We start from the raw sequence: 26,181 nt of genomic DNA on the forward strand, positions 1-26,181 counted from the left end.
TTTCATGCCTGTTCATGCGGATTCCTTTTCATCCAGAATATGCAGGAACCATGAGAAAGTGGCGGAAAGCAACGGATAAACCCCTATGCACAGTAGTGCTTCAAAAAAGGCAGGAGCCGGATCAAGGCCATGCAGCCGGAACAAACATGCCAATGCCCACTGTAGGAAAGAGGCGGCTCCACCTATCAGACCGTAAAGGCACCATACTACTAAAAAATTCATACGCATGAGCCCAAATCGGGCATAGGTGCTGATTCCGTAAACCAGAAGCAGAATAAATGAGCTTACGCCCAAAGGTGTAAAGCCAACCAGATCCATAAACAGGCCCAGCAAGAAAGGCGCCAGCGCAGGCATACCGGTAGGCCGCCAAACAGACCAGAAAAATACAGAGCCGATAACAATGGCAGAAAGCAGTTCGGCAGAACCGGGAATGGCTAGGGGTGCCGAAAAAAAGATAATAACCAGAACAATAAAAGCAGATGGCAACAGATGGCGCGCTGTGCGGTCAAGCTTCTGGCCGAGCGTTAGGCGCGGTTCAAGATCTGGGTCCCATGATGGGGGTGAGGGATCGGACATCAGGTTACCCTTCCTGTCCTTGTCCCAGAAGTGTTTTGAAAGGCAGTGCTAATGGCCGATGCGGGCGGGTAAGTGGTACATGGCCCGGTGCATCAGGCGGCTCAATTTCAGATTGTCCAAAATCGAACACACGCAGCATGGTCAGTTTATCCAATTGTACAAAGGGCTGCACAACTGGTTGCCCCGGGTGCAGGTAATGTACCGTGCCAATAGGCAACCCCATGGGGAAGGCGCCAGCTTGATCACTGGTTACAACACGCTCCCCTTCAATGGGGCGTGAATCCTGCGGATAATACATCAGCCTTGGCATGGGGGAGTTGTCGCCTGCCATTATGGCCGTGGCATGGCTGGATTCCAGCTCAATGGGCAGGCGGCTGGCAATATCGGTTATTAACAAGATGCGGGCCGCATGTGGGCCAACTTCAGTAACGCGTCCTGCTAGACCATTTGTTGCTAAAGCAACATTGCCAACATGCACGCCACTGGTGGTGCCAGCCACAAGCAAAACAGCGCGGGCATACATGCCACCACTATCTGCCACCACTCGGCCCGTTACAAAGGCTGGGGTAGGTTCTGGCACCCAGTGCAGTTCTGTCTTTAAGCTATCATTTTCCCGCGCAAGAGAGACTGCAACATCATACCACCGGCGCAGTTTGGCATTTTCGGTTTGGAGTTTGGCGTTTTCTTCCGCCAGATGGCGGGCATCTTTTATGCCTTGCACAAGGTGGCTAACATCTGTTTGCGTATGGGCAATAAGCCCCCACAAAGGGGCCAAAGCATCTGCCACATACATACGCGCAGTATCAGCCAGCTTTCTATCGGCTTGGCCTGCAATAATAATCCCGACAGACAACAGCAGCAGCACTGGCAAAACCAGTTTGCCAAGAGCTTGTCTTACCTGGATGGAAACCGGGATCATAAAAGCCGGGAACCCCTATCAGAGGGAAGGAAAGCGAAAGGCATGCCCATTTGCATTCTGGCGCCGGGTTACAGCCAGATAGCTGGTGCCTTGGGTTAATACATGGTTGTTAGCACGTTGCGCAGACGTTTCATTTCTTCCAACGCGCGGCCTGTACCCAAAGCCACGCAGGAAAGTGCATCTTCAGCTACGGTAACAGGCAGGCCTGTTGCAAGGCGCAGTACGTCACTCAGCCGGTAAAGCAATGCGCCACCACCGGTCAGAACAATGCCTTTATCAACAATATCGGCAGCAAGTTCCGGGGGCGTGTTTTCCAGCGCGGTTGTTACGGCATCCACAATCTGGCTTACAGGCTCCATAAGGCTTTCTGCAATTTGCGCTTGTGAAACCTGAACTTCACGCGGGACACCGTTAATCAGATCACGCCCTTTAACATCCTGCCACGGGCCATTTTCATAAGGCTCATCTGGCATCATGGCGGAGCCCAGGCTGATCTTGATACGCTCTGCTGAGCTTTCACCAATCAACAAGCTGTGGGTGCGGCGAATATAAGAGATAATGGCTTCATCCATTTTATCTCCGCCCACGCGTACGGAACGTGCATACACAATGCCGCCGAGGGAGATAACGGCCACTTCTGTTGTGCCGCCGCCAATATCTACAATCATGCTGCCAGAAGGTTCTGTAACCGGCAGGCCCGCACCTATGGCGGCTGCCATGGGTTCTTCAATCAGAAACACACGTCGGGCACCAGCGCTTTCCGCACTTTCCTGAATGGCACGGCGTTCTACCGCAGTGGAGCCAGAAGGCACACACACAATAATCTGGGGACTGGCGAAAGCGCGACGATTATGAACCTTGCGGATGAAATGTTTGATCATTTCTTCCGCCACTTCAAAATCAGCAATCACGCCATCACGCATGGGACGAATGGCCGTAATATTGCCCGGAGTACGACCAACCATCAGCTTGGCTTCTTCCCCTACGGCAAGAAGCTGCTTTTTTCCTCGTATATCTGCAATAGCCACAACAGAGGGTTCGTTCAGTACGATACCCCGTCCTTTTACGTAAACAAGGGTGTTGGCAGTACCCAGGTCAATAGCCATGTCGGCAGACATGAGACCGAGCAGACGAGAAAACATCCAGGACTCCTGGTTGAAGCGGGCACCATACAACAGAGGGCGAGAAAGCCGGACACGCTAACCCGCCCCTGCTGCTTTGGAAATATGTGAGCAGGAATTACCGGTGCGTAACGAGGCAGACAAGACCTTCCGTCAAGAAACTGACATATAATGTCAAGGTAAGGTCTGTCTGCCCGGTTTTGCAGGAGGGCCTGAAAAGTTTTTTCAGGCTGTCAGGGCTTCTGGTTCTGTGCGTGCCCGTTTCACCAGCAGCTTGTTTAGCGCATGCACGTAAGCACGCACGGCAGAAACAACCGTATCTGCATCTGCGCCTTGGCCATCTACCATCTTACCGGCTTCTTCCAGACGCACGGTTGTGCGGGCCTGCGCATCAGTACCTTCGGTTACGGCACCAACAGAGAACAGGGCCAGACGCGCTTCATGCGGGAAGGTCTTGCGTAGCGCGTTAAAGGCGGCATCCACTGGGCCGTTGCCTGTGGCTTTGGCTTCAATGGCTTTGCCATCCACGCTCAGTTCCAGATCAACTTCGGAAGGCTGGCCAGAAATGGATTTCAGGCTTAGCGCACCAAAGCGGATGCGGTCATGATCACGGGCTTCATCGTCCACCAGTGCGATGATGTCATCGTCGTACACAACCTTTTTACGGTCTGCCAGATCCTTAAAGCGGGTGAAGGCTTCGTTCAGGCGTGTGTCATCCATGCCATCATAACCCAGCACCTTCAGCTTATCGCGGAATGCAGCCCGGCCGGAGTGCTTGCCCATTACGAGGGAGGAGCGTGTCCAACCCACGCTTTCGGGGGTCATGATTTCATAGGTGGCGGCATTTTTCAGCACGCCATCCTGGTGGATGCCGCTTTCATGCGCAAAGGCGTTACGGCCCACAATGGCTTTGTTAGGCTGCACGTCAAAGCTGGTGATGGTGGCCAGCATCCGAGAAACCTTCAGCAGCCCTTCAGTGTGAATGCCGGTGGTGAAGGGGTATTGGTCATGCCGTGTGCGCAGCGCCATAACAATTTCTTCCAGCGCGGCATTCCCGGCACGTTCGCCAATGCCGTTGATGGTGCATTCCACCTGCCGTGCACCACCACGGATAGAGGCCAGTGTATTGGCAACAGCCAGCCCCAGATCATTATGGTTATGGGCAGAGAAGATCACCTGATCTGCTCCCGGTACGCGCTGGCGCAGCATGGAAAAAATCTTTTCCATGTCTTCTGGCGTGGCGTACCCAACCGTATCGGGAATGTTGATGGTGGTAGCGCCAGCCTTAATAGCGGCTTCTACACAGCGGCACAGAAAATCTGGTTCTGTGCGGGAGCCATCTTCAGCAGACCATTCCACATCATCTGTCAGATTACGGGCGGCTGCGTTGCCGGAGGTAATCAGTTCCAGAACAGTTTCTGGTTCCATCCGCAGCTTGTATTTCATGTGCAGCGGAGAAGTGGAAATAAAGTTGTGGATACGCTTACGTTCTGCCGGGGCCAGAGCCTCACCCGCAGCGGCAATATCCTTGGCGCCGCCGCTGCGTGCCAGTGCGCAGATAACGGAACCCTTGGTGTGTTTGGCAATCTCGTTAACGGATTCGAAATCACCTTTGGACGCAACAGGAAAGCCCGCTTCAATCACGTCTACACCCAGATTGGCCAGTGCTTCCGCCATACGGAGCTTTTCTGCCAGGTTCATAGAAAAACCGGGAGATTGCTCGCCATCACGCAGGGTGGTGTCAAACACAATCACGCGGTCTGGCGTCATGCGGCCAAAGGACGGATGATTGAAGCTGGTGGTATCAGCAGACATGGAATTCTTCCTGAAAAAGTCTGGTCTGGAACAAGAATAGAGGGGCTGTGCCATATTCTGCCCGTTTATGCACGGGCGCTCTTTTCGTTCTCCCCTGGGCGTGGCAGCGCTTGGCCACCTGGCTCGCTCAGGGGCAGATTAGTCGAAGGAGAAGATCCAGACGGAGGGCCACGCCGCCCGCACCCGTCAATTTACGGGTGTGCAGGGAATCGGACGTGAACCACTCGGAATTCATGCGCAGCACCATACCGTCTTGTTTTTCAAACGCAACAGTAAACGTTGTTAAATGCCCTTTAGGCCATAGCTTTTGTGCCACGCAGGCAATGCAGCACATACAGCATAACACCCAGCAACACGGCAGCGAATGTTTGATGCACCGCACCTGCCCACACAGGCACGACCAGCAACAAAGTGGTAACGCCTAGCGCGTACTGGATAACAACGGCCCACCCTAAAAGGATGAAGGCGTTATGCGCTTTAGCCCCCAGATCTGTTGCTTTCAGGCCAACAAATAACACAGCACCAATGCTGAGGGCTGTAAGGGTGGCCAGAAGGCGGTGGTCAAACTGCACAGCCGCTTTGTTGATGAACCAGTTCATCCAGAAAGGGGAAAGTTGGGCGTAATCTGTCGGGATCAAATGCCCATCCATCAGCGGGAAGGTGTTGAACAGGAACCCCGCATGTGTGCCAGCCGTAAACCCACCGGCAATAATCGTGGTGCACAGTAGCACAATAGTAAAGCAGGCCAACCGCTTGGCCATGCGTGCGGCGGAGGATGAGGTATGACTTTCTGGTACAGGCCAACGGATAGAAAATGCCGTCCACAAAATGGCGCCATAAAGCAACAGGGCTGCACTCAGGTGCAGCACAAGCCGTATAGGTTCTACTGCTGTGCTGTTGGGGCGGAAGCCAGAAGCCACCATAAACCACCCAATGGCACCCTGTAGCGCACCCAGAATGAAGAAGATGAACAAACGCAGGGCCAACCGGCGCGTGATCATGCCTCTCACAACAAACCAGATCAGAGGCAGCAGAAGAACCAGCCCCATCAGGCGGCCCCAGAAGCGGTGAATCCATTCTGCCCAGAAAATTCTCTGGAACCCTTCCAGCCCAAATCCTTCGTGCTGAAGGTGATATTGCGGAATGGTTTTATAAAGTGCGAACAACCTTTCCCACTCAGCATGGGAAAGAGGCGGAATAAAACCGCTTACGGGTTGCCAATCCATAATGGAAAGGCCCGAACCTGTCAGGCGCGTTACGCCACCAATGGCGATCATGCCCAGCAGCATGAAGCAAAGCAGAAACAGCCAGCCTGAAATGAGTTTGCGGTGGGCGGGTGTCATGTCTGTCTGGGGGGATGATGAGGTGGGCATGGCAGCCTTTGGCGCTGTGGGTTAAATTTCTGTATCGGGTTTACAGCCAGCTTGCGGGCTGCTGCAAGAAGATGGTACCGCTAGGCTGGATGGAACAGCATATTCGTCCACCCTCCCGGTCTTCTGTATCGCTTCTGCGTCCACTGCTTATGCTGCTTGTATTGGTGGTGGGGGCGGTTGGGTTGCGGCATGTGCCAGCTCTCCACAGTATGTTGCATGGCACAGATGTGCTGCGCCAAGGCGTGTGGGGCCGCATGGTGTTTTTATCTGGCGCTGTTTTGTGGTGCGGGTTTGGGCTGCCACGTCAGGTGGCCGGATTTGCCGCCGGATTGGCTTATGGTTTGTGGGAAGGTCTTGTACTTATCACCATAGCCTCCACATTGGGGTGCTTGGCAGGGTTTTTCTGGGCCAGATGGGGCGGGCGCGCATGGGCGCGGCAGAAATTGGGGCAACGTTTTGCCCAAATGGACGCATTTCTGACACGTCAGCCGTTTTCAAGTATTCTTACCTTGCGGCTGCTGCCCGTGGGGTCAGCGTTACTGCTGAATCTTTTGGGGGGCATTTCAGGTATGGATGTGCTGCCGTTTTTTACAGCAACCCTTTTGGGGAGCATACCGCAGAACCTTGTTGCCGTTTTGTTGGGCGCGGGGGTTCAGGTAGGTACTTTTTGGCAGTATGCAGCAGGTGGCGCGTTGTTTGTGCTTTCTGGCGCTATTGGCGTGTGGCTATGGCGGCATGCACGTATAGCCCGGCAGGTTTCCTGATCCATATATGGTCTGGCTGCTGCTGAGATGTCAGGAATTAAAGGCTGATCTTACGCCCGTTGTAAAATAAAAGGCGCTGGCCTGTTGCCTGTCTTTTTGCCAGACATTTTTCTTTTTCCTTCTGTTTTTGTTTGTTTTTGGAGTGCTGCTTATGGCTTCTCCCTCTGCTGTGCGGGATGCCGGAACGTCTTTTATTGGTGGGCGCATCCCCATGTGGATGCCGGTGCTTTTAGGGTTCCTGACAGCCGTTGGACCTATTTCGACAGATATCTATCTGCCAGCTTTTCCGGCCATGGAGCAGACCTTCCATACAAGTGCGGGCAATGTGCAGTTCACATTGTCTATCTGGTTTGTTGGGTTAGCTATTGGGCAAATTACTGTAGGCCCCTTGTCCGATAGGTTTGGGCGGCGCAAGCCTATGCTTATAGGCAATGCCCTGTATGCCGTGGCTTCTGCCGTATGTGCGTTTGCGCCGGATATCACCACATTTTCCATTGCACGGTTTGTGGCCTCCGTTGGGGCATCTGCCAGTCTGGTTATTCCAACAGCTTGTGTGCGCGATATGGTGCCAGACCGTAATGCCGGAGCACGCATGATGTCTCAGCTGGTTATGGTGATGGGTGTTGTGCCCATTCTGGCCCCTATGCTGGGCGGGTTGGTTGTTGAGTTTGTTTCCTGGCGGATTATTTTTTGGGCTTCTGCGGCCTATGGCGCGATATGTGTGGCGTTGATTCTGTTTATTTTACCAGAAACACTGCCATATAACCGGCGCGTGGCTCTTTCTCCTTTCACGCTGGTATCACGTTACGTCACCCTGATTCGGGATCGGGCCTTTGCCAGCCATGCGCTGATAACGGCTTTTTCTACCTTCATGTCCTTTAGCTACCTTACCGCAGCGCCTTTTGTGTTTGTGCAGTTGTTTCATTTCTCACCGCTGCATTTTTCCATGCTGTTTGGGTTCTTTGCGGTGTTCATGATCGGGGCTTCGCAGGTGAACGGGCTTTTGGTTGGGCGCATCGATTCTGGCAAACTGCTTCAGGGGGCTATCTGTCTTTCCGTTGTCGGGGGAATTTTGCTGGTAGCAGTAAGTTTGTGGAGCGCTTGGTACGCACCTCCGGCATGGCAGCCATATGAAGTGTGGTTGGTTATTGCGGCTATGCTGCTGGCACTTGCACCTACTGGCATTATTTTTCCTAATGCCATGATGGGGGCTTTGGCGGATCATCCGTCTCTTGCCGGGGCGGCATCTGCTTTGGCTGGCACCCTACAATATGTGTTTGGGGCTGTGGCTGGTGTTGTGGTTGGACAATTTCCGGCTGTTTCTGCAATTCCTATGGCAGGATGCATGTGTTGTGGTGCTATTCTGATGTTCTTGGCGGGTCTATCGCGCCCTCATCGACAGAATGTGAACTAAAAATTGCACAAAAAGCGGTTATGCCCGCTCTGCTCTTGACGGTGACAGGACTGCGGCCCAGTCCAGATGAAAAGATGGCGTTAAGGAAGGGAGCGTGCATAACATGCCACGGCATCCAGCAAGACGGGCCCACATTCTGGCGCTTATTGGCGCCGGGCTGCTGATTGTAACTTTTGGCACAATGGGGATTGAGCTGGGTAATGAAATGGCCCGGCATGGTAATCTGGATCGTCAGAGCACCGCAGCAGGCAATTACTTGCGCGGGTTGCACCATGCCACCAGTGATGCCCGCATATGCCATTACGCTTGGATGGCCGAGCATAGGCCGCAGGATGGCAGTTGTTACATTCAGGCTATTCAACAACTTTCTGATGCGCGGCGTGGGTTTGAATCCTTTCGCGTCGTTCAACTGCGAGAGGGTGGGGGCCGTGTAGAACCGCTGCAAAGCGTGTGGCAGCAGCTTGAAACCATAAGCGCCTGGCCCCATTCCCCAGAGGGGACTCCCGCCGGAGGGGCGCAGCTTCTGGCCGATCTGGATCAGAATCTTTCTATTCTAAGCCGTGCCAGTACGTTGGATCAGGCAGACCGTGTCGCCAACATGCTGCGCAACACAAGTTGGCAGCGGCGCTTGGCGTTGCTGGGTATTCTTACTGGTGTTTTCAGCCTTGTTTCTGCGGGCTGGGTGTTGGATCGTTCTTCCTTGGCGGCAGCGCGGGCAGAGGCTTCATCGCGTGATCTGGCATTGCGTTTGCGGGCAACGTTGGACAGCTTGAGCCTTGGTGTGGCTGTGTTTGGTGCTGATGGCCATTTGTGGCACTGGAACGAACAACTGGCTATGGCCTTGGGCTTGGAAAAGAGCTTTTTCAAACCCGGCCTATCTTACAATGATTTAAGCGCAGTGCTGGTGGTAGATGGTGTGCCGCTGCTTGAACCATTGGAACATGTGGAAACCAGCTTGGCCAAAGGGCAGCCTGCACCACCTGTCGTCGTGGAGTGCAAAGGCATTAACGGCGCAGATCTAGAATTGTGCCGCACCTTGTTTTTTGCCCCAGATGGTGCAGCAGAGCGGCGTGGGTTTGTGCTGACAGCCGCAGATATCACCATGCGTTTACGCAGTGAACGTGCATTGGGTGAGGCGCAAAAGCTGCGAGCACTGGGGCAGTTTACCGCAGGTATTGCTCACGATTTCAAAAATCTTCTCACCGTCATTTTGGGAAATCTGGAGCTTGCGGCAGAGCACGACCTGCCAGATCAGGTAGAGCAACGGCAGGAATATCTGTCTGCCGCCACACATGCCGGGCATAGGTCTGAAGCCCTTACAAGCCAGCTTCTTTCCTTTATGCGCAGGCAACAAACTGGCGTGCCAGACTGTTTTGATCTGGCCGATCTGTTTTCTTTGCTGGATGGATTGTTGGCGCGTGTTATCGGCCCCAGAATTGTGGTGGAATGTGCTGATGTCTCAGGTGTATGGCCTGTGCGTGCAGACCCAGCGCAGCTTGAAAGTGCTGTGCTCAATCTGGCTATCAATGCGCGAGATGCCATGCCATCCGGTGGCCGACTGCGTATTGCCGCCCGTAATGTCACATTCTCTGTCAACGCAGATCTGATGAGCTTGCCCGTTGAGGAAGGCCGCAACATGCGCGTGGTTTCAGACCCGACTCCGCTGCCTGCCGGGGATTGGGTGCGGTTGGATGTGATTGACAGCGGCAGTGGTATGACGCGTGAGGTGTTGGACCACCTGTTTGAACCGTTTTTTACCACCAAACGGGAGGGCGCAGGCACAGGGCTTGGTATGGCCATGGTTCTGGCTTTTTCCCAACAGGTGAAGGGGCGGGTTGTGGTGGCAACAGGGAGTGGCAGCGGAACAGAGGTTTCCTTGTGGTTGCCCAAGGCTGCGGCTCTTTCTGCCGCACAGGTTTTGCAGCCAGCGGTGTTGCCTAAAATCAGCAAATCAGCGCCATCACAGGCTTTGCAAGTGCTGGTGGTGGAAGATGATGCTGCTATCCGCGATATTGTTGTGACCATTCTGAGCATGGCTGGCCATCGTGTGTTAGAAGCCGGAGATGGTGAGCAGGCTTTTGATGTGGCTGCGGCTGCGGAAGGGCCTCTTGATCTGTTGGTAACGGATATTCAACTGCCCGGCCCACTGGATGGGCTAACCCTCTCACGCGTGCTGGTGGAACGGTATCCTGAACTGGCTGTCGTTTATATGTCGGGGGATCTTACAGCGGATTCCAAATTACCCGAAGGTGGCGTGGCCAATGCGCGTCTTTTGGCCAAACCTTTCCGCAGAGATGGCTTGATGGAAGTGGTAACAGCAGCACTGAGTGCGCGCACTGGAGCATAAGCAGACCATAAGGGAAAAGCCGCCATACCTTGCAGAACCGGCGCATGCAGGATAGAGCGGGCGCCGGATTGCCCGAACGTGTTCTTCTTTTTTGGCAGGATACAAGGCAGAAGTAACAGAGGGCCAGCCAAGGCTGGCACGCAGGAAGGATTATTAAGGCCATGACGGCACATGAGGAAATCGACCTCAAGCGCTTTATCCGGCACGTTCCCGATTTTCCTAAACCGGGCATTCTATTTTACGACATTTCCACCCTGATGCGGAATCCGGATGCCTGGCAGTTGGCCATGGGGCGTTTGGCACGGCAGGTGGCGCCGCTTAAGCCAGATCTGCTGGCTGCCGTTGAATCCCGCGGGTTTTTAACAGCCGCACCGTTGGCGGATCGCTTGGGTTGTGGGCTGCTGATGCTGCGTAAATGTGGCAAGCTGCCGGGTGACACCATTTCCCACACCTATGATCTGGAATACGGCAGCGATACGCTGGAAATTCAGGCAGATGCCGTCCAGCCCGGTCAGCGCGTGGTGGTTATGGATGATCTGCTGGCAACCGGCGGTACTTTGGCTGCTTCTGTAGCGCTGCTGCGTAAGGCGGGAGCGAACGTGGTAGGCGCTTCTGTTATGGTGGAATTAACAAGTTTGGGTGGCCGTAATAAAGTAGATGCCCCTGTTTCCACTTTATTGACGTACAAAGAATAAGCTCTTTCAACATTCATATGTTCTGTTTGCGCATCTGGGTGCTGAACAGAACATATGAGGTGTGAATACGCTTTTCTGCCATGTTGGGGTAAGAGAAGATGTATGGCACGTTGTTTCCCCATTAGCACCTCAGGTTTGGCCGCGTGAAAAGCATGACGCTTTCCTTGGGGCAGCTTTGGCGGTCGGTCTCTATTATTGTCCGGCAGGCGCTTGTTGGTGGCGGCCCACCACGCAAGCTTGACCATTTACGTTGGTTGTTTGCGCCCAATCTACTTTCTTTTGGGTATGCGCTTCGCACCACCATTTCATCCTTAATCGCTCTTGGCATTGCCTTGTGGTGGGAACTGGGGAGCCCGCAATGGGCGGCCCTTACTGTGTGGATGGTGGCGCAAGGCACGCGCGGCAAATCCATTGCCAAGGCGCGTTGGCATATGTTTGGCATGGTGGTGGGCACAATATGTGCCATCGTGCTGGTGGCCAGCATGCCGCAATCTCCGCTGCTGTATATCTTTTTTGTGGCGGTAGGAATTGGCACTTTCTGCTTTATAGGCACGTTGCTGCCCGGCCCAGCCGCCATGACCAATTATCGTATTCACGGTATGCGGGCATCGGGTTTTACGTACGTTATTATTGCGTTGGATGGCATAGTTGCGCCCGATCATATTTTTCAGATCGCAATGGCGCGTGCCACATACATTACGCTTGGTATTGTGGTGGAAACCACAATTTCATCCCTTTTCCAGTATCAGTTAGGGTTGCGGGCCAGAACACGATTGGCAACCAACTTTGTGCAAGCCCTTAAAGGTGCCGTGCCCGCCATTTTGCGCTTGTTGCAGGGTGATAGACGGGCTGTGGCAAATTCCCCCGGTGTGTTTTCCACTCTTATTGCGCTGAGCGATCAGGTTGAGTTTGCCGAAATTGAAATGGGCAAACATCAGCATGAAGGTGATCATGCCAGAGCTGCCTTGGCAGCTATTACGGTACTATTGTCACGCGGGTTGGATTTGGGTGCGCTGCTAGAGGTACCGCACAGTCAGGGTGCGGAATATCAGAATACAGCCCAGCAAGTGAGCACTTTTTTGCAAGCTTTGCCAGACAGGCTGGATAATGATCAGCCTATTGAGCCAGTTTTGCGGGATCTCACATCTTTACGGGCAACATGTCGGCAACTTGCCGCTGGGTGTCTGGAAAAGGAAATGGAAGCGGCCACGCATCCCCCGCTTGATGAGCAGCAGGATGAAGTGCTGACTCGGCAAGGGCAATTGCTGCATAAGCTGGATACCATGCTGGAAGAGCTGTATCTGGCCATTGAGCAGTTTGAAATGAGCCGCAACCCGCAGCCGCATGACCATTTCCGCTACCCCATGAAGTCTTACAGAGACTGGCGGATGGCGTTTACCAATAGCTTGCGGGCTTCTGTCACCATCTTTCTGGCTGGTGTTCTATGGATTACCACCGCTTGGCCTGATGGGCTGACATTTATTATGTTTGTAGGCATTGTGTGTGCGCTGTTTTCCACTTTGGAGCAGCCAGCCCTTGCCACGCAGGCATTCTTGCACGGCACTGTGTGCGTGATTGGCATGAGCGCACTGCTTGATCTGTGGGTGATGGCACAGCCTACAATTTACGAAATGATGGCCATGTGTCTGGCTGTGCCCATGCTGATTGGTGGATTGGCTTTTGCATGGCCACCGCTGGTGCTTGCGGCAGTCGCTTATAATCTGTTTCTGCCTATTCTGGTGGGGCCGATCAATCAGGGGCGGATGGATGAAATCATGTATTTCAACACTGCCATGCCTCTGTTGTTGGCTATGATGTTCTGCATGTGGATGTACCGCGTGTTTCTGCCATACGATCCAGATGGTTTGCGGTGGGATATGCGTGTGAATATTCTGCGCGGTCTGCGTCGTTTGGCAGGTCAGCGCAGACCGCCCGCTGTAACGGAAATTATTGGGCGAAGTGTAGATGGGTTTGTACGCCTTTCCACCATGGCGACAGATGATGGCAATACCTATGTGCTGGAGCGGTATTTAAGTGGCGTGTTGTCTAGTATGACCATTGCGCTCAATGTGTTGCGGTTACGTACCGTTTTAGCGAAGAATATTCTACCACCAGAGGCACAGAAAGCCGTAGAAGTGATGATGGAACGCATGCAGCGTTTTACTGGCCGATATGGTGGGCAATACGGCCGAACTGCGCGGGCAACACATATAGCTGTAGAGTATTTGTTGAACTGTGAAGAAACCGAAGCAAACCTTTCTGTGCGTGAAGAGATGCTGCGGGCATTAGCCAGTTTGCGGGTGATAGAAACAGAACTTGCAGAGAACCGAGCGTTCTTTGATGCGTCTTCTCCGTATCTGGATAAAGCATTTACCTAAACCAGATGGGTCATAAACAGGCTCTGATATTAAGGTAGAGCATTGTAGGAGAGTGTTGCATTGGCGCAGTCAGACATCACAAAAGAACAAAACAAACAGGCGCGCAACCTGTTGCGCAGTATGTTTGATGCTGCGGTTAGCGCGGCTGATCCTTTCAAGGTATTGGCAGAATATCTGCCCCAAAAACCCAAAGGCCGCTGCATTGTTGTGGGGGCAGGCAAGGCGTCTGCCGCTATGGCTGCTGCGCTGGAGGCGGCATGGCCAGATGTGCCTTTGCAAGGCGTTGTGGTCACGCGGGATGAGCATGCTGTTCCAACGCGCCACATTACAATTCTGGAAGCATCCCACCCTGTGCCAGATGCGCGGAGTGAACAGGCAGCACATGATATCTTGCAGGCCGTAAAAGGGTTGGGGCCAGATGATCTTGTTCTTGCTTTGATATCCGGTGGAGGGTCTGCGCTTCTGGCTCTGCCGGTAGCAGGCATCACGCTGGTAGAAAAACAGAACATTGGCCGCCAGCTTTTGCATTCTGGCGCAACAATTTCTGAAATGAACACAGTGCGTAAGCACTTATCTGCCATTAAAGGCGGCAAGCTGGCTGTTGCCGCGGCTCCTGCGCAAGTGGTTACGCTTGTTATTAGTGATGTGCCAGGAGATGACCCGGCAATTATTGCCAGCGGCCCCACTGTGCCAGATGCAACAACACCTCAAGATGCTTTGCGTATTCTCAATAAATACAATTTAGATGTGCCCGATACCGTTCGTCATGTTCTGGAGAACACCACCACGGCAGTTTCGTCCCAGCACTCTGCCAATGCAGATAATCGGGTTGAAATGATAGCAACTCCTTTTATGGCGCTACACGCCGCAGCCGAGGTGGCGCGTGCAGCAGGAGTGACCCCTTTAATTTTAGGGGATGCGCTGGAAGGTGAAAGCTGTGTTATGGGTGTGGTGATGAGTGGCATTGCCCGTTCTGTTCAGGCACACGCTGTGCCTGTTCGTGCTCCGGCTGTTTTGCTAAGTGGCGGGGAAACAACGGTAAGTATTCGCGCAGGCACAAAGCCGGGAAAAGGCGGACGGAATACAGAGTTTTTGCTCTCTTGCGCGCTGGCCTTAAATGGTCAGGCAGGCATATGGGGCTTGGCGGGGGATACAGATGGTATTGATGGCACGGAAGATGCTGCTGGTGCTATATTTGCCCCGGATACATTAGCCCGTGGTCTGCAAAATGATGTAGCTGCCGAGGATTTTTTGAAACAGCATGACAGCTACAGTTTTTTTGAAAAACTCGATGACCTTATTAAAACAGGCCCAACGTTAACAAATGTGAATGACGTGCGCCTGCTTTTGGTGCTTTAGTTCTGTTTAATCATCAAGTGCACGCGCTACTTCGCGCCGAAGGGCAGGAATAATCTTTTCCTGAAACATGGGGGTTTTGCGCTCCCATGCTCCGGTGCGCCATGATGGGTGGGGCAAAGGAAAATATTGCGGCAGAAAATCCTGAAAGTGCTCTGTGCGTTCGTATACTTTGCCTTTTCCTAAAACGTAATTCTGGGCATAAGACCCAACCAGAAGTGTTAGCCGAAGGTTGGGCAGCAAAGCTAGAATACGTTCTCGCCATAGGTTGGCGCATTCCGGTGGTGGTGGACGATCACCACCTTTAGGCAGTACGCCGGGGTAACAAAGCGCCATAGGTAAAATGGCTACACGGTTGGAATCATAAAAAGCATCTCGGCTCATTCCGAGCCATCCCCGTAGCCGATCTCCCGAGGCATCGTTAAAGGAAATACCGGTTTCATGCACACGCGTGCCCGGGGCTTGCCCGGCAATAAGTAACCGTGCGTGAGGGGAAACATGCAAAACAGGCCGAGGGCCTAGCGGTAACTTACGCGCACAGGCTGTGCATTGCCGGATTTCTTGCACCAAACAGTTCAGTTGTGTTTCAACATCACTGCTTTCCGCAGGACTTGGCGCGTGCCATTTCAATTTTGTTTGAGTGTGGATCATTCTGTTGAAATATGTGGGGATGATCCGTTCGCTTACAATGCAAACAATATAAAAAAGCGCCGTAGTGTTGCCACTACGGCGCTTTGTAACCAGCCCATAAAAGTAGGGCCGGTTATTTAAGCAGAAGCTTTACTGTGCTTCATCCACACCAGCATGTGTCTGCGGTGCGAAGGTCCAGCCAGCGCCGTAAGGCTGCGGCATGAAGAGGCCCCATGTAGCGGATTCTTCAGTTGCATTAGCCCAACCCGGTGTTGGCAGCGGCGTATGATCCAGACGGAGTTTCTGGATATCTGCTGCTGTCGTGTTAGCCGGTGCGCGGTTACCCCATGCAGAACGGATGAAGTTTACAACATCTGCAATTTGCTGGTCAGACAGGATGTTTTTGTAATCCGGCATGGCCACAGCGGAAGGTGCCCAGTTGGTGGGGGGCAGAACGCCACCATCAACAACAATATGAGCAACAGATGTCGGGTTGTCGGAAACAACAACCGGGTTACCAGCTAGCGGCGGGAACATACGGGCTACACCACCACCATCATTACGATGGCAGATAGCGCACTGTTCCACATATGTTTTGGCGCCAGCATTGCCGGAGAAGTTGTTGGAATCCAGCATCTGAGCCGTAGAGGCATCGTAGCTGTAATCACCACGTGCAGGCGGAACCGGCGGCAGGGATTTAATGTATTTCACCATGGCGTGCAGATCTGCATCGGTGAAGTACTGGGTGCTCCAGCCAACCACGTCTGCCATGCCACCAAAGGCTGCGGAGTGATCAGTACGACCGGATTTCAGGAACAGGAACAGATCTTCATCAGACCAGCGACCAAGGCCCAGAACCGGATCGTTGCGCAGGCTTGGGGCAATCCAGTTGTCGATTACGCCACCGCCGCCAAGGAAGTCTGGCCCACCAGATGCATCAAGCGCTTTTTCCTGCATACCAAAGCCGCGCGGTGTATGACATGCACCACAGTGGCCAGGGCCGGTTACAAGGTATTCACCACGTGCTGTTTCAGCATCTGTGCCGGGTGCCGGAGTGAAATCCTTCGGAGCCGGTGCAAATACAGAGCGCCAGATGGACAGCGGCCAACGCATGGACATTGGCCAAGAAATATCAGTTGCGTGATTTTTCTGAGCAATCGGCTGCACACCATGCATGAAATATGCATACAGAGCCTTCATGTCATCCTGCGTCATGCGGGCGAAGGATGGGTACGGCATTGCTGGATACAGCGTAGCGCCATCCTTACGCACGCCATGGCGCACGGCTTCATCAAACTCTTTAAATGTGTAGGTGCCAATCCCGTAAGTAGGGTCTGGCGTGATGTTGGTGGAGTAAATTGTGCCGATGGGGGTCTTGATGGAAAGACCACCAGCATATTTCTGACCATTTAGGGATGTGTGGCAAGCCACACAATCCCCCAGACGAGCAACGTACTCGCCCTTCTTGATCAGATCTTCATCAGCGTTCTGTGCATGCGCTAGGGACGTTCCCGCAAGAAGCCCGACAGCGACTGCCCCCAGGGCAGCTTTTAGCCTGTTAATCATCATTTTTACCACTTATCGCCTGTGTGCTGAATGACGTCGTAACTCTGCCGAGGCATTAGGGGTTAATGCCAAGTGTCGGGTTTTCGGGAATGTTCTTGTCATTCTTCCGAGCATCCACTTCACGCTGATACGTGTCGTTTGCTCGTTTGATCAGATACTGACGGATAGCTTCAATTTCATCCGGCGTCATGCTGGTGTCAAAGCGATCCATCCCGTAAGCCGTCAGCGCACCGCGACCAACTACGTTGTAGAAAGCATCCTGGTGGCGGATAGCACCGGCCCAACGCAGATCAGGCAGCATACCTGCGCCTTCACCGTTATCACCATGACAGGTCTGGCAGTAGGTCTGATACTGGAAGTAACCATTATCAACGACCTTCTGGTCATACTGTGCAGGTGGTTTTACGGGCAGGAAGCCACGGTTGTTCAGAGCCGGTAGTTTGGCTTTGCCATCCAGAGAGAACGCAGCAATGTAGGAGTGGTTAACTGTCCAGCCAGAAGTACGGCCTACGCCACCCATGGAAATCGGGTAGATGCCGCCCCAGCCCACTTCAACAGCAACATACTGCTTGCCGTTGACGCTATAAGTCATAGGCGGAGCGATAATGCCGCTCTGTGCGTCAAACTTGTAAAGATCGCTACCGTTTGTGGCGTCATAGGCGTGGAATTCACCATTGGCCAAGCCCTGGAACAGAAGATCACCGCCGGTGGCCAGAACGCCGCCGTTCCACGGACCTTTGTGGTCAATCTTCCAGACCGTTTCCATCTTGACTGGATCCCATGCCAGCAGCCAGCCGTGCAGATCCTTAATATAAGCGGTACGTGCTTCTGGGGTGTCAGGCAGACCATTCTTGGTCATGTCCAGACCAACGTTCCAGGAATCCGCATGCGGCTTAAAGCCACCAACCTGGTTTTTATAACCAAACGGAATCTGATGAGCTGGGATATAGACCAGATGCGTTTTGGGGCTGTAAGCCATGCCCATAAAGTTATGTGCACCCAGTGGGCCAGGAATACCGTACCAGAACTTGCCGTTCAGGGTGTACAGACCATCTGGGTTGTAGATCGGGCGACCTGTCAGCGGGTCCAGACCGTTGGCCCAATTCTGGTAAACGTAATTTTTGCCAGACAGGAATTCACCAGTCTTGGCATCCAGAACGTAGAAGAAGCCATTTTTAGGAGCATGCACGATCACGTGGCGCATTTCGCCATTCACTGGCATGTCCAGTGTCATGATCTGCTGAACAGAGGTGTAATCCCACTGATCCATTGGGGTTGCCTGGAAGTGCCAGACATATTCACCCGTTTCAGGCTTCAGGGCGACAATGCTGCCCAGGAACAGGTTGGAACCAATGCCTTCAGAACGGTATTTATAGTTCCAGGGGGAGCCGTTACCAACAGCCAGGTAGATCAGGTCACTGACCGGATCATAAACCAGAGAATCCCATACGGTGCCGCCGCCGCCCTGACGTACCCAAGCGCCTTTGGGGCCCCAGGTTTTGTAGGCTTTGCTCATCAGAATATTGTCTGATGCAGCGTGATCAGGTTCGTTCTTGTTGTTCGGAACGGTGTAGAAGCGCCATTTCAGCTTGCCGGTTTCGGCATCAAAAGCGGAAACAAAGCCACGGGCACCAAATTCAGCACCACCGTTACCAATCAGCACCAGGCCTTTTGCTACGCGTACCGCGCCATCCACTGTGTAGGAGCGCTGCTTGCCCAAGGAGGCATCGGCTGGGATAGTGTTAACTTCCCAAACCTTTTTACCGGTTTTTGCATCGGCAGCGACCAGACGGCCGTCAAACGTGCCCCAGAAAACCTTGCCGTTCCAATAGCCTGCACCACGATTAACCGTATCACAGCAGCCTTTATCAGCAATGTTGCCGGGCACTTTGGGGTCATACTGCCAAAGCAGCTTACCTGTGGCAGCGTCCAGCGCTTCCATTTTAGACCAGTTGGTTGTGGCATACATAATGCCATCTACCACCAGCGGGGTTGCTTCCTGCCCGCGGTTGGTATCCAGCGTGTAGTACCAAGCCAGCTTAAGATCACCCACGTTGGAGCGGTTGATCTGATCTAGGGGGCTATAGCGCTGTTCGCTGTAAGTGCGACCATAAGAAAGCCAGTTTTCGGGGTGATCATCTGCATGGATGATAGCTTCCCCTGTATTACCCTGACCGTCAGCGCGGGCAGGGACTGCCGCGTAAGGCAAAGCAGCGGCACAGATTGTTCCGGCCGCGAGAATTCCTAGCAGTGAACGTCTCTTGGCGGAGGCGGGGCGGGTCATGCGTTCATGTCCTCGACTATTATATACGGTGAGGAAAAAGATAGCCGGCAGGCCGGTTTCTCACACAACAGCCAAGGGGAACGCTGTCTGTCAATCACGGGGAAGGAATAGCAGCTTCCATTCTGCGGGATAATTTCCCGTGCTTACAGGCCTGTAGAGCCGGAAATTATGCTCACAATCAGGTTATGAAAGGCGCTTACAAATCTTGTTATAACAAGTGTGTGGGTTCTATGCAACCTGATGTAAACGCATAATCGGCCAGAAGTTCCATATCTGCCGTTTCACGATTTTTCCAAGAACTGAACAGGGTGAATTCATAAACCTCGTCCTCTGGGGCACGCAGACTGTGGTGGATGCGCAACCAGTTATGGACGTCTTCTGGTGGAACAGTTGAGATTGTGCCTAGTGGCACGCTGAGTGGGTGGCAGATACGCTTTACCTTCAGGCCTGCTTGCTGAGTCTGACGCCTGATTTTCACGGAAAGGTGATCGCATACGGCAGATAGAATCTTGGCCGTAAGAATGATTCGCTCGCCTTGCTGCACAACGTCCAACCCGGAGTGGACAAGTGTTGCCGGAGTTGATGTCTGGATAGAGAGCAGCCCCGCATCCAGATTCTCCATGATGTCTGGATCAGAGGTTTCTCCCATGATCACCAGTGGAAGAAACAGGAAGGGTTCGGGCTCCCATTCCCTATTGGGGAAGAAGGTCTGAATTTGCTGAAAGAATTCCAGCATGGGGGCGGGAAGGCGAATTCCGGCAATCAAAAACATAGCTGGTACTTTATTCCTTGGCTTGTGATGGCCGATTTGTGGGGGAGCGCGTTATATGAAGAGATAAAAACCAGGCAGGAATAAAGCGCCCTGTTTTTGACCTGATTCTTTGTAACCCTTGACGACAGGGCAGGGCAGCCACAAGTATTAAGCAAAGCCGGCCTGTCCGGACAAGGAGAGTTAAACACCATGTCGTTTAGTCACGACTACCGATCCCCCGCTACGCCCACAGACTGGAATGCTCAGGCAGCCAATCTGGATGCTGGGCTGCGGGCCTATATGCTACGCGTTTATAACTGGATGGCATCTGGCCTGCTGCTTACCGGTATAGTGGCATATGTTATTGCCAACACAAGTTTGAGCCATCTGTTTTTTCAGGTGGTACAGGTACCGGGTGGCTTGGTGCCGCGCCCAACATTGTTGGGTGATGTGGCTATGCTTTCGCCATTGGCATTTGTGCTTGTTATGTCCTTTGGTTTGAACAGGCTTTCCCTACAGGGGGCGCAAGCGCTGTTTTGGGCGTTTTGTGCCACCATGGGCGCTAGCATGGCCAATATATTCGTTATTTATACAGATACATCTATTGTCCGGGTGTTTCTGGTAACGGCCTGCATGTTCGCTGCAACGTCTTTGTGGGGATACGTTACCAAAGCCAATCTATTGCGCTTTAGTTCTTTCCTGATGATGGGGCTGTTTGGGCTGCTGATTGCTGGCTTGGTGAACCTGTTCCTGAAGAGCCCGGCTTTGTACTATGTGTACAGCATTGTAGGTGTTTTCATCTTTACAGCGTTCAGTGCATTTGATGCGCAGCGTATTCGGGTTACTTATCCGCAGCTTGCTGCGTATGAAGGCCCGGAAATGACAGCTAAGCGCAGCGTATATGATGCGTTGAGCCTGTACCTGAACTTCATCAACCTTTTTCAGTTTCTTCTACAGTTTATGGGCGTAAGAAATTCCAACGATTAATTTATACAGGAGTCGGCATGGGGCGTAAGCTCCACCGGTATGCTCGAAAAGAAAACCCAGCCTCTCAGAGGGCTGGGTTTTTTTGTATGGGAAGGTATGCCCTGAATGAATGGCGGCATGTTTGCCCGGAATGCGTACCAAAATAGGCCGTTATCTTGATTCAAGATTTTGTAACGAAAATGTGAGATAAAATATTTTCGCATAACGGCATGAAATCGAAAGCGAAATTGTATTTTCCAGAAAAATACAGAAATATTTTGAAATATTTCGTGAAGTTGTTTACCTCTGTTTTTATCGCACCAGAGTACCCATGCCGCACCGCCATATCAGCTAACCTGATTATGACGAAAGGCTGATGGAACTTTTCCGACATTTGAGAATCTGCGCTTTAGGAATAAAGTGCGCGCAAGGTGTTTTCGCGCTCCGTTCATTCTGTCACCAGCACGATATGCCGTGTTCCTTGTGTTTATGAAGGAAACAACGGTCTGATATGTGTTTGTGGTAGATGGGGAATGTTGAAACGCGGTTTTTCTTGCTGTTGTCAGGCTTCTATGGCAGCAGAACAAAGAGTCTTAGTGAGGCTAATTTGATGTCAGAACCAAGAGGCGTGCGATGAAAAACAAGTTACTGGCGAGAGTGGCGCGATTGGGCGGCCTATCGTCAGCATTGCTGCTTGCCGGGTGTGAACTTGATGTTCTCGACCCGAAAGGCCCGGTTGGTGAAGGGGTTAAAACCCTAATTGCCACCTCCACAGTCGCAATGCTGATTGTTGTGATTCCGACCATCCTGCTGACGCTTCTGTTTGCCTGGCAGTATCGCCAGTCTAACACGAGCGCCGAGTATCTGCCGAAGTGGTGCCACTCCAACAAAATTGAAGTGATTATTTGGGGCGTGCCTTCCCTGATTATCCTCTTCCTGGCAGTGATTACCTATCAGACCTGTCATTCTCTGGATCCGTATAAGCCACTTGAAGCAGAAGCAAATACCAAGCCTCTGCACGTTGAAGTGGTGGCTCTGGACTGGAAATGGCTGTTCATCTACCCAGAACAGGGTATTGCAACGGTCAATCAGCTGGCCATTCCGGTCAACACCCCGATTGACTTCAACATCACCTCTGATTCCGTGATGAACTCCTTCTTCATCCCGCGTCTTGGTTCCATGATCTACGCAATGGCAGGCATGCAGACCCAGCTTCATCTGCTGGCGAGCGAACCAGGCGACTATCTGGGTGAGTCTGCCAACTACAGTGGCCGTGGCTTTTCTGACATGAAATTCCACACGCTTGCTGTAAGCGGTGATGAATTCAATGCCTGGGTTGAAAAGGTGAAGTCTTCTTCCGAGCAGCTGGATAGCCAGACCTATCCGAAACTTGCTGCCCCAAGCGAAGCGAACCCCGTCGAGTATTTCGCGCATGTTGAACCCGGCATGTTCAACACGATCGTTGCCAAGTACAACAATGGCATGGTCATGGACAAAAGCACTGGCAAGATGATCCAGGTGCAGCAGTCTGCGATGTCCGACATGAATATGAAGGAATAGGATCTATGCTAGGGAGACTATCGCTCTCGGCCATCCCGTTGGATGTGCCGATCCTGGTAGGGACGTTCATCGGCGTTGTCATTGTCGGTGTCGCGGTACTGGGACTTATTACGTATTACGGTAAGTGGGGCTACCTCTGGAAAGAGTGGTTCACTTCTGTCGATCACAAGCGTCTAGCCGTGATGTACATCATCTTGGCACTGGTCGCTCTTTTCCGTGGTTTTGCTGACGCTATCATGATGCGTACTCAGCTCGCGCTGGCGTATGCAGGTAACCCAGGCTATCTACCACCACACCATTACGATCAGATCTTCTCCGCTCACGGAACGATCATGATCTTCTTCCTGGCCATGGCGTTCATGACCGGTCTGTTCAACTTCATCGTGCCTCTGCAAATTGGTGCGCGTGACGTTGCTTTCCCGTTCCTGAACAACCTGAGCTTCTGGATGACGGCTGTTGCGTTTATCCTGGTGAACGTTTCTCTGTTCATTGGTGAATTTTCGCAGTGCGGCTGGCTGGCATATCCGCCTTTGTCCGAAAATCAGTTCAGCCCTGGCGTTGGTGTTGATTACTACATCTGGGCCGTTCAGATTTCCGGTGTTGGCACGCTGCTGACCGGTGTGAACTTCTTTGTAACCATCGTGAAGATGCGCGCTCCGGGCATGACCTGGATGAAAATGCCTGTTTTCACATGGACAGCTTTCTGCGCTTCCATCCTGATCATGGTGGCTTTCCCTGTTCTGACAGTTGCTGTTGCTCTGCTGGGTCTGGATCGTTACTTCGGGATGCACTTCTTCACCAATGATGGTGGGGGCAACCAGATGCTGTACCTGAACCTGATCTGGGCTTGGGGCCATCCGGAAGTTTACATTCTTGTTATTCCTGCCTTCGGTGTGTTTTCGGAAGTTGTTCCTGCATTTTCCGGCAAGCCGCTGTTTGGTTACAGCACCATGGTTTATGCAACCTGCTCCATCATGGTTCTGTCCTTCCTGGTATGGGTTCATCACTTCTTCACAATGGGCGCTGGTCCGGACGTGAATGCCTTCTTTGGTATCGCGACCATGATCATCTCCATTCCTACTGGTGTTAAGCTGTTTAACTGGCTGTTCACCATGTATAAGGGCCGCATCCAGTTCCATGCTTGCATGTACTGGGCTGTTGGCTTCATGATCACCTTCACCATCGGTGGTATGACTGGCGTTATGCTGGCTATCCCGGGTGCTGACTTTGTTCTGCATAACTCCCTGTTCCTGATTGCTCACTTCCATAATACCATTATTGGTGGTGTGTATTTCGGTTACATCTGTGGCATGAACTTCTGGTTCCCGAAGGTGATGGGCTTCAAGCTGGATGAAACCTGGGGCAAGCGCGCTTTCTGGTTCTGGTTTGTTGGCTTCTATTGTGCATTCGTACCGCTCTACATTGTGGGTTTCGAAGGCATGACCCGTCGTTTGAACCACTACGACAATCCGGCATGGCATCCGTGGCTGCTGGTTGCTGAAGTTGGTGCAGTGCTGGTTATGCTTGGTATCGCTTGCCAGCTTACACAGCTGTATGTTTCCATCCGTGACCGTAACCTGCCGCAGAACCGCGACGTGACCGGTGACCCATGGAATGGCCGTACGCTGGAATGGTCCACGTCTTCCCCGCCGCCGGTATACAACTTTGCTATCGTTCCTCATGTGCACGAACTCGATGCGTTCATGCATGATAAGGAAAATGGTATTGATACCCGTCAGGCTGGTGCTCAGTACGAAGCAATCCACATGCCCAAGAACACCTCTTTGGGGCTGGCTTGTGGTATCTTCTCCCTGATCTTCGGTTTTGCTGCGGTTTGGTACATCTGGTGGCTGGCTGCTATTGGTCTTGTTGGTGTTATCGGTTCGGTAATTGCCCGCAGCGCTGATAAGGATATCGACTACTATATCCCTGCCGATGAGGTTGCCCGGATTGAAAACGAGCACACCCGTAAACTGATGGCACAGGCAGCTGAATAATATGGCACAGAACACAACTGTTCAGACCGCAGGCCACGACGAACATCACCACGAATCTCCGGTGGTGTTCGGGTTCTGGGTCTATCTGATGACGGACTGCATCATCTTCGGCACGCTTTTTGCCGTGTTTGCAGTTCTGCGTAACCAGTTTAACGGTGGCCCAACCGGCCACGAACTGTTCGAATTTGGTGGGCTTGGGCTGGAAACAGCCCTCCTGCTGGTTTCGTCCATCACTTATGGGTTCGGCATGATTGCCGCCCATAAAAGCCAGGTTTCCAAGGTTATCCTTTGGCTTGGCGTTACCTTCCTGCTGGGCCTTGGCTTTGTGGGGCTGGAACTGCGTGAATTTGCGCACATGATCGCAGAAGGCGCCGGTCCGGATCGCAGTGCATTCCTGTCTGCGTTCTTTACGCTGGTGTCTACTCACGGTCTGCATGTCACGTGTGGTCTGATCTGGATTGTTACCCTGATCGTTCAGCTGATGGGTACGACTGAAATTCCGGAACGTATGATGAATAAGCTCACCTGCTTGAGCCTGTTCTGGCACTTTCTGGATATCGTCTGGATCTGCGTTTTCACCTATGTCTATCTGGCGAGCATGATCTGATGAGCAATCCGCATACATCCTCCTCAGGCGAGAGCCACGGTAGCGTATCTTCTTACATTATCGGGTTTGTTCTTGCCGTCGTTCTAACGGTGCTGTCGTTTGGTGTGGTGATGAGCCATAGCCTCTCGCCAGCAGGCACTCTGGCTGCTGTTTCAGCTCTCGCTCTGGTTCAGGTTCTGGTGCATCTGCACTACTTCCTGCACATGGGCGGAGATTCCGAACAGCGCTGGAACAACATGTGCTTTGTTTTCACCGTTGCTTTTGTGGCCATCCTGATTGTTGGTTCGGTGTTCATCATGAACAACACCGCACTGCACATGATGTCCCGCTAATATGGTGATGTTTCTACCGCCGCGTTAAGTGGCGGTAGAGAGCAAGGTGAAAAAAGCCCCTGTAGCTATTATGGCTACAGGGGCTTTTTTATTGGGTATTTTTTGGCAGGGCATGCGGAGCATCTCGCGCCAGCACATTATGCAGTCTCTGGGGAAAGCAGAGGCAACCCAAGGTGAGGTGTTAGGGGCTGGGTACAAAAAAATGGTGCCAGCCTCAGGCTAACACCATTTCTCCAAACCTTAGTAAATAAAGGTTCTCAGTCTTTCTGTGGATCGGGAGAAAGCAGCTCTGTTTTGTTAGGCTTGTCTTTCCATTCTTCCGCATCAGCCGGGGGCGTGCCTTTGCGCGTAATGTTTGGCCACTGGGTAGCATATTTTGCGTTGATTTCTGCCCACGCTGCTGCACGGTCGTCGCTATCAGGGAAAATGGCTTCGGCGGGGCATTCAGGCTCACACACGCCGCAGTCAATGCATTCATCTGGGTTGATGACCAGAAAGTTTTCACCAGCGTAGAAGCAGTCAACGGGGCAGACTTCCACACAGTCCATGAATTTGCAGCGGATGCAGTTTTCAGTGACCACGTAGGTCATTGCCATCTCCGAAAATATCTGGCGGTGGAGGAGGGGCTCTCACCGCGTGGGGTCAGATGGCAGTACCTTTTATATAAAAGCCTGCCACCAAGGATGGCGCAGATATGAGGTGCTTTTGCCCTAATGGCAACCCGCCTGTG

At 52.7% G+C, this 26,181-nt stretch carries 21 protein-coding genes; 11 read left to right on the forward strand and 10 right to left on the reverse strand.

Features of this window, described 5'->3' with window-relative positions; genetic code table 11:
* Positions 1–12: 12 nt before the first annotated feature.
* From DS739_RS00455 to DS739_RS00475, 5 genes are all read right to left on the reverse strand, one after another.
* Positions 13–576 carry a hypothetical protein gene (locus DS739_RS00455; RefSeq protein ID WP_006116663.1) on the reverse strand — a complete coding sequence of 188 codons (564 nt, stop codon included), beginning with the start codon at positions 574–576 and terminating at the stop codon, positions 13–15.
* Between the two features lie 4 nt (positions 577–580).
* The gene (gene mreC, locus DS739_RS00460) at positions 581–1,495 is read right to left on the reverse strand and encodes a rod shape-determining protein MreC (RefSeq protein ID WP_006116664.1); all 915 of its coding nucleotides are present in this window, start codon (positions 1,493–1,495) and stop codon (positions 581–583) included.
* Between the two features lie 95 nt (positions 1,496–1,590).
* Positions 1,591–2,637 (reverse strand): rod shape-determining protein, encoded by a 1,047-nt coding sequence (locus tag DS739_RS00465; RefSeq protein WP_035353964.1) that lies wholly within the window; start codon positions 2,635–2,637, stop codon positions 1,591–1,593.
* A 204-nt stretch (positions 2,638–2,841) separates the two neighbouring features.
* Entirely contained in the window at positions 2,842–4,431 is a 1,590-nt protein-coding gene (locus DS739_RS00470; RefSeq protein ID WP_035353929.1) for a 2-isopropylmalate synthase, read from the reverse strand.
* A gap of 293 nt (positions 4,432–4,724) precedes the next feature.
* Entirely contained in the window at positions 4,725–5,774 is a 1,050-nt protein-coding gene (locus DS739_RS00475) for a COX15/CtaA family protein (RefSeq protein ID WP_035353925.1), read from the reverse strand.
* A gap of 14 nt (positions 5,775–5,788) precedes the next feature.
* Between DS739_RS00475 and DS739_RS00480 the strand changes: the two genes are divergently transcribed.
* The 6 genes from DS739_RS00480 (at position 5,789) to DS739_RS00505 (ending at position 14,761) form a co-directional block, all read left to right on the forward strand.
* Positions 5,789–6,568 carry a TVP38/TMEM64 family protein gene (locus tag DS739_RS00480; protein WP_035353922.1) on the forward strand — a complete coding sequence of 260 codons (780 nt, stop codon included), beginning with the start codon at positions 5,789–5,791 and terminating at the stop codon, positions 6,566–6,568.
* Positions 6,569–6,719: 151 nt separating this feature from the next.
* Complete coding sequence (locus DS739_RS00485) at positions 6,720–7,982, forward strand: multidrug effflux MFS transporter (protein WP_035353961.1); 1,263 nt, start codon at positions 6,720–6,722, stop codon at positions 7,980–7,982.
* A gap of 103 nt (positions 7,983–8,085) precedes the next feature.
* Complete coding sequence (locus DS739_RS00490) at positions 8,086–10,329, forward strand: ATP-binding protein (protein WP_035353919.1); 2,244 nt, start codon at positions 8,086–8,088, stop codon at positions 10,327–10,329.
* A gap of 161 nt (positions 10,330–10,490) precedes the next feature.
* Positions 10,491–11,024: an adenine phosphoribosyltransferase gene (locus tag DS739_RS00495; protein WP_006116671.1), complete on the forward strand. Its 534-nt coding sequence runs from the start codon at positions 10,491–10,493 to the stop codon at positions 11,022–11,024.
* Between the two features lie 143 nt (positions 11,025–11,167).
* Positions 11,168–13,402 carry an FUSC family protein gene (locus tag DS739_RS00500; RefSeq protein WP_035353917.1) on the forward strand — a complete coding sequence of 745 codons (2,235 nt, stop codon included), beginning with the start codon at positions 11,168–11,170 and terminating at the stop codon, positions 13,400–13,402.
* 120 nt (positions 13,403–13,522) lie between these two features.
* Positions 13,523–14,761: a glycerate kinase gene (locus DS739_RS00505; protein ID WP_050793150.1), complete on the forward strand. Its 1,239-nt coding sequence runs from the start codon at positions 13,523–13,525 to the stop codon at positions 14,759–14,761.
* A 6-nt stretch (positions 14,762–14,767) separates the two neighbouring features.
* On the opposite strand, the gene DS739_RS00510 is transcribed toward DS739_RS00505, so the two are convergent.
* From DS739_RS00510 to DS739_RS00525, 4 genes are all read right to left on the reverse strand, one after another.
* On the reverse strand, positions 14,768–15,409 hold the full coding sequence (locus tag DS739_RS00510; protein ID WP_006116674.1) for a uracil-DNA glycosylase family protein: 642 nt from the start codon (positions 15,407–15,409) through the stop codon (positions 14,768–14,770).
* 129 nt (positions 15,410–15,538) lie between these two features.
* Positions 15,539–16,957 (reverse strand): cytochrome c, encoded by a 1,419-nt coding sequence (locus DS739_RS00515; protein ID WP_035353914.1) that lies wholly within the window; start codon positions 16,955–16,957, stop codon positions 15,539–15,541.
* Positions 16,958–17,009: 52 nt separating this feature from the next.
* Positions 17,010–19,238, reverse strand: coding sequence for a PQQ-dependent dehydrogenase, methanol/ethanol family (locus DS739_RS00520; RefSeq protein WP_006116676.1), 2,229 nt, complete (start codon positions 19,236–19,238; stop codon positions 17,010–17,012).
* A gap of 208 nt (positions 19,239–19,446) precedes the next feature.
* On the reverse strand, positions 19,447–20,010 hold the full coding sequence (locus DS739_RS00525; protein WP_006116677.1) for a hypothetical protein: 564 nt from the start codon (positions 20,008–20,010) through the stop codon (positions 19,447–19,449).
* A 189-nt stretch (positions 20,011–20,199) separates the two neighbouring features.
* On the opposite strand from DS739_RS00525, the gene DS739_RS00530 reads away from it, so the two are divergent.
* The 5 genes from DS739_RS00530 (at position 20,200) to cyoD (ending at position 25,451) form a co-directional block, all read left to right on the forward strand.
* A complete protein-coding gene (locus tag DS739_RS00530; RefSeq protein ID WP_006116678.1) occupies positions 20,200–20,976 on the forward strand; it encodes a Bax inhibitor-1/YccA family protein in 777 nt (258 codons plus the stop codon).
* A gap of 612 nt (positions 20,977–21,588) precedes the next feature.
* On the forward strand, positions 21,589–22,515 hold the full coding sequence (cyoA, locus tag DS739_RS00540) for a ubiquinol oxidase subunit II (RefSeq protein WP_006116679.1): 927 nt from the start codon (positions 21,589–21,591) through the stop codon (positions 22,513–22,515).
* 5 nt (positions 22,516–22,520) lie between these two features.
* Positions 22,521–24,512 carry a cytochrome o ubiquinol oxidase subunit I gene (gene cyoB / locus DS739_RS00545; RefSeq protein WP_006116680.1) on the forward strand — a complete coding sequence of 664 codons (1,992 nt, stop codon included), beginning with the start codon at positions 22,521–22,523 and terminating at the stop codon, positions 24,510–24,512.
* Position 24,513: 1 nt separating this feature from the next.
* Positions 24,514–25,119, forward strand: coding sequence for a cytochrome o ubiquinol oxidase subunit III (gene cyoC, locus DS739_RS00550; protein WP_006116681.1), 606 nt, complete (start codon positions 24,514–24,516; stop codon positions 25,117–25,119).
* Positions 25,119–25,451 (forward strand): cytochrome o ubiquinol oxidase subunit IV, encoded by a 333-nt coding sequence (gene cyoD / locus DS739_RS00555; protein WP_003629825.1) that lies wholly within the window; start codon positions 25,119–25,121, stop codon positions 25,449–25,451. Before cyoC ends, cyoD begins: the two co-directional genes overlap by 1 nt.
* Before the next feature lie 257 nt (positions 25,452–25,708).
* On the opposite strand, the gene fdxA is transcribed toward cyoD, so the two are convergent.
* Entirely contained in the window at positions 25,709–26,041 is a 333-nt protein-coding gene (gene fdxA / locus DS739_RS00560; protein WP_035353955.1) for a ferredoxin FdxA, read from the reverse strand.
* Positions 26,042–26,181: the final 140 nt, after the last annotated feature.

The organism is Acetobacter sp. JWB, assembly GCF_003323795.1.
In the GTDB taxonomy this organism is placed as follows: Bacteria; Pseudomonadota; Alphaproteobacteria; order Acetobacterales; family Acetobacteraceae; genus Acetobacter; species Acetobacter oryzifermentans.

What these genes read in the sequence shown, in the direction of transcription:
- cyoC (WP_006116681.1), top strand. Translation starts at nt 24,514, where the DNA reads ATGGCACAGAACACAACTGTTCAGACCGCAGGCCACGACGAACATCAC.
- DS739_RS00485 (WP_035353961.1), top strand. Translation starts at nt 6,720, where the DNA reads ATGGCTTCTCCCTCTGCTGTGCGGGATGCCGGAACGTCTTTTATTGGT.
- DS739_RS00510 (WP_006116674.1), bottom strand. Translation starts at nt 15,409, where the DNA reads ATGATCCACACTCAAACAAAATTGAAATGGCACGCGCCAAGTCCTGCG.
- cyoA (WP_006116679.1), top strand. Translation starts at nt 21,589, where the DNA reads ATGAAAAACAAGTTACTGGCGAGAGTGGCGCGATTGGGCGGCCTATCG.
- DS739_RS00470 (WP_035353929.1), bottom strand. Translation starts at nt 4,431, where the DNA reads ATGTCTGCTGATACCACCAGCTTCAATCATCCGTCCTTTGGCCGCATG.
- DS739_RS00530 (WP_006116678.1), top strand. Translation starts at nt 20,200, where the DNA reads ATGTCGTTTAGTCACGACTACCGATCCCCCGCTACGCCCACAGACTGG.
- cyoB (WP_006116680.1), top strand. Translation starts at nt 22,521, where the DNA reads ATGCTAGGGAGACTATCGCTCTCGGCCATCCCGTTGGATGTGCCGATC.
- DS739_RS00525 (WP_006116677.1), bottom strand. Translation starts at nt 20,010, where the DNA reads ATGTTTTTGATTGCCGGAATTCGCCTTCCCGCCCCCATGCTGGAATTC.
- DS739_RS00515 (WP_035353914.1), bottom strand. Translation starts at nt 16,957, where the DNA reads ATGATGATTAACAGGCTAAAAGCTGCCCTGGGGGCAGTCGCTGTCGGG.
- fdxA (WP_035353955.1), bottom strand. Translation starts at nt 26,041, where the DNA reads ATGACCTACGTGGTCACTGAAAACTGCATCCGCTGCAAATTCATGGAC.
- DS739_RS00520 (WP_006116676.1), bottom strand. Translation starts at nt 19,238, where the DNA reads ATGACCCGCCCCGCCTCCGCCAAGAGACGTTCACTGCTAGGAATTCTC.
- mreC (WP_006116664.1), bottom strand. Translation starts at nt 1,495, where the DNA reads ATGATCCCGGTTTCCATCCAGGTAAGACAAGCTCTTGGCAAACTGGTT.
- DS739_RS00455 (WP_006116663.1), bottom strand. Translation starts at nt 576, where the DNA reads ATGTCCGATCCCTCACCCCCATCATGGGACCCAGATCTTGAACCGCGC.
- DS739_RS00490 (WP_035353919.1), top strand. Translation starts at nt 8,086, where the DNA reads ATGCCACGGCATCCAGCAAGACGGGCCCACATTCTGGCGCTTATTGGC.
- cyoD (WP_003629825.1), top strand. Translation starts at nt 25,119, where the DNA reads ATGAGCAATCCGCATACATCCTCCTCAGGCGAGAGCCACGGTAGCGTA.
- DS739_RS00465 (WP_035353964.1), bottom strand. Translation starts at nt 2,637, where the DNA reads ATGTTTTCTCGTCTGCTCGGTCTCATGTCTGCCGACATGGCTATTGAC.
- DS739_RS00495 (WP_006116671.1), top strand. Translation starts at nt 10,491, where the DNA reads ATGACGGCACATGAGGAAATCGACCTCAAGCGCTTTATCCGGCACGTT.
- DS739_RS00480 (WP_035353922.1), top strand. Translation starts at nt 5,789, where the DNA reads ATGATGAGGTGGGCATGGCAGCCTTTGGCGCTGTGGGTTAAATTTCTG.
- DS739_RS00475 (WP_035353925.1), bottom strand. Translation starts at nt 5,774, where the DNA reads ATGACACCCGCCCACCGCAAACTCATTTCAGGCTGGCTGTTTCTGCTT.
- DS739_RS00505 (WP_050793150.1), top strand. Translation starts at nt 13,523, where the DNA reads ATGTTTGATGCTGCGGTTAGCGCGGCTGATCCTTTCAAGGTATTGGCA.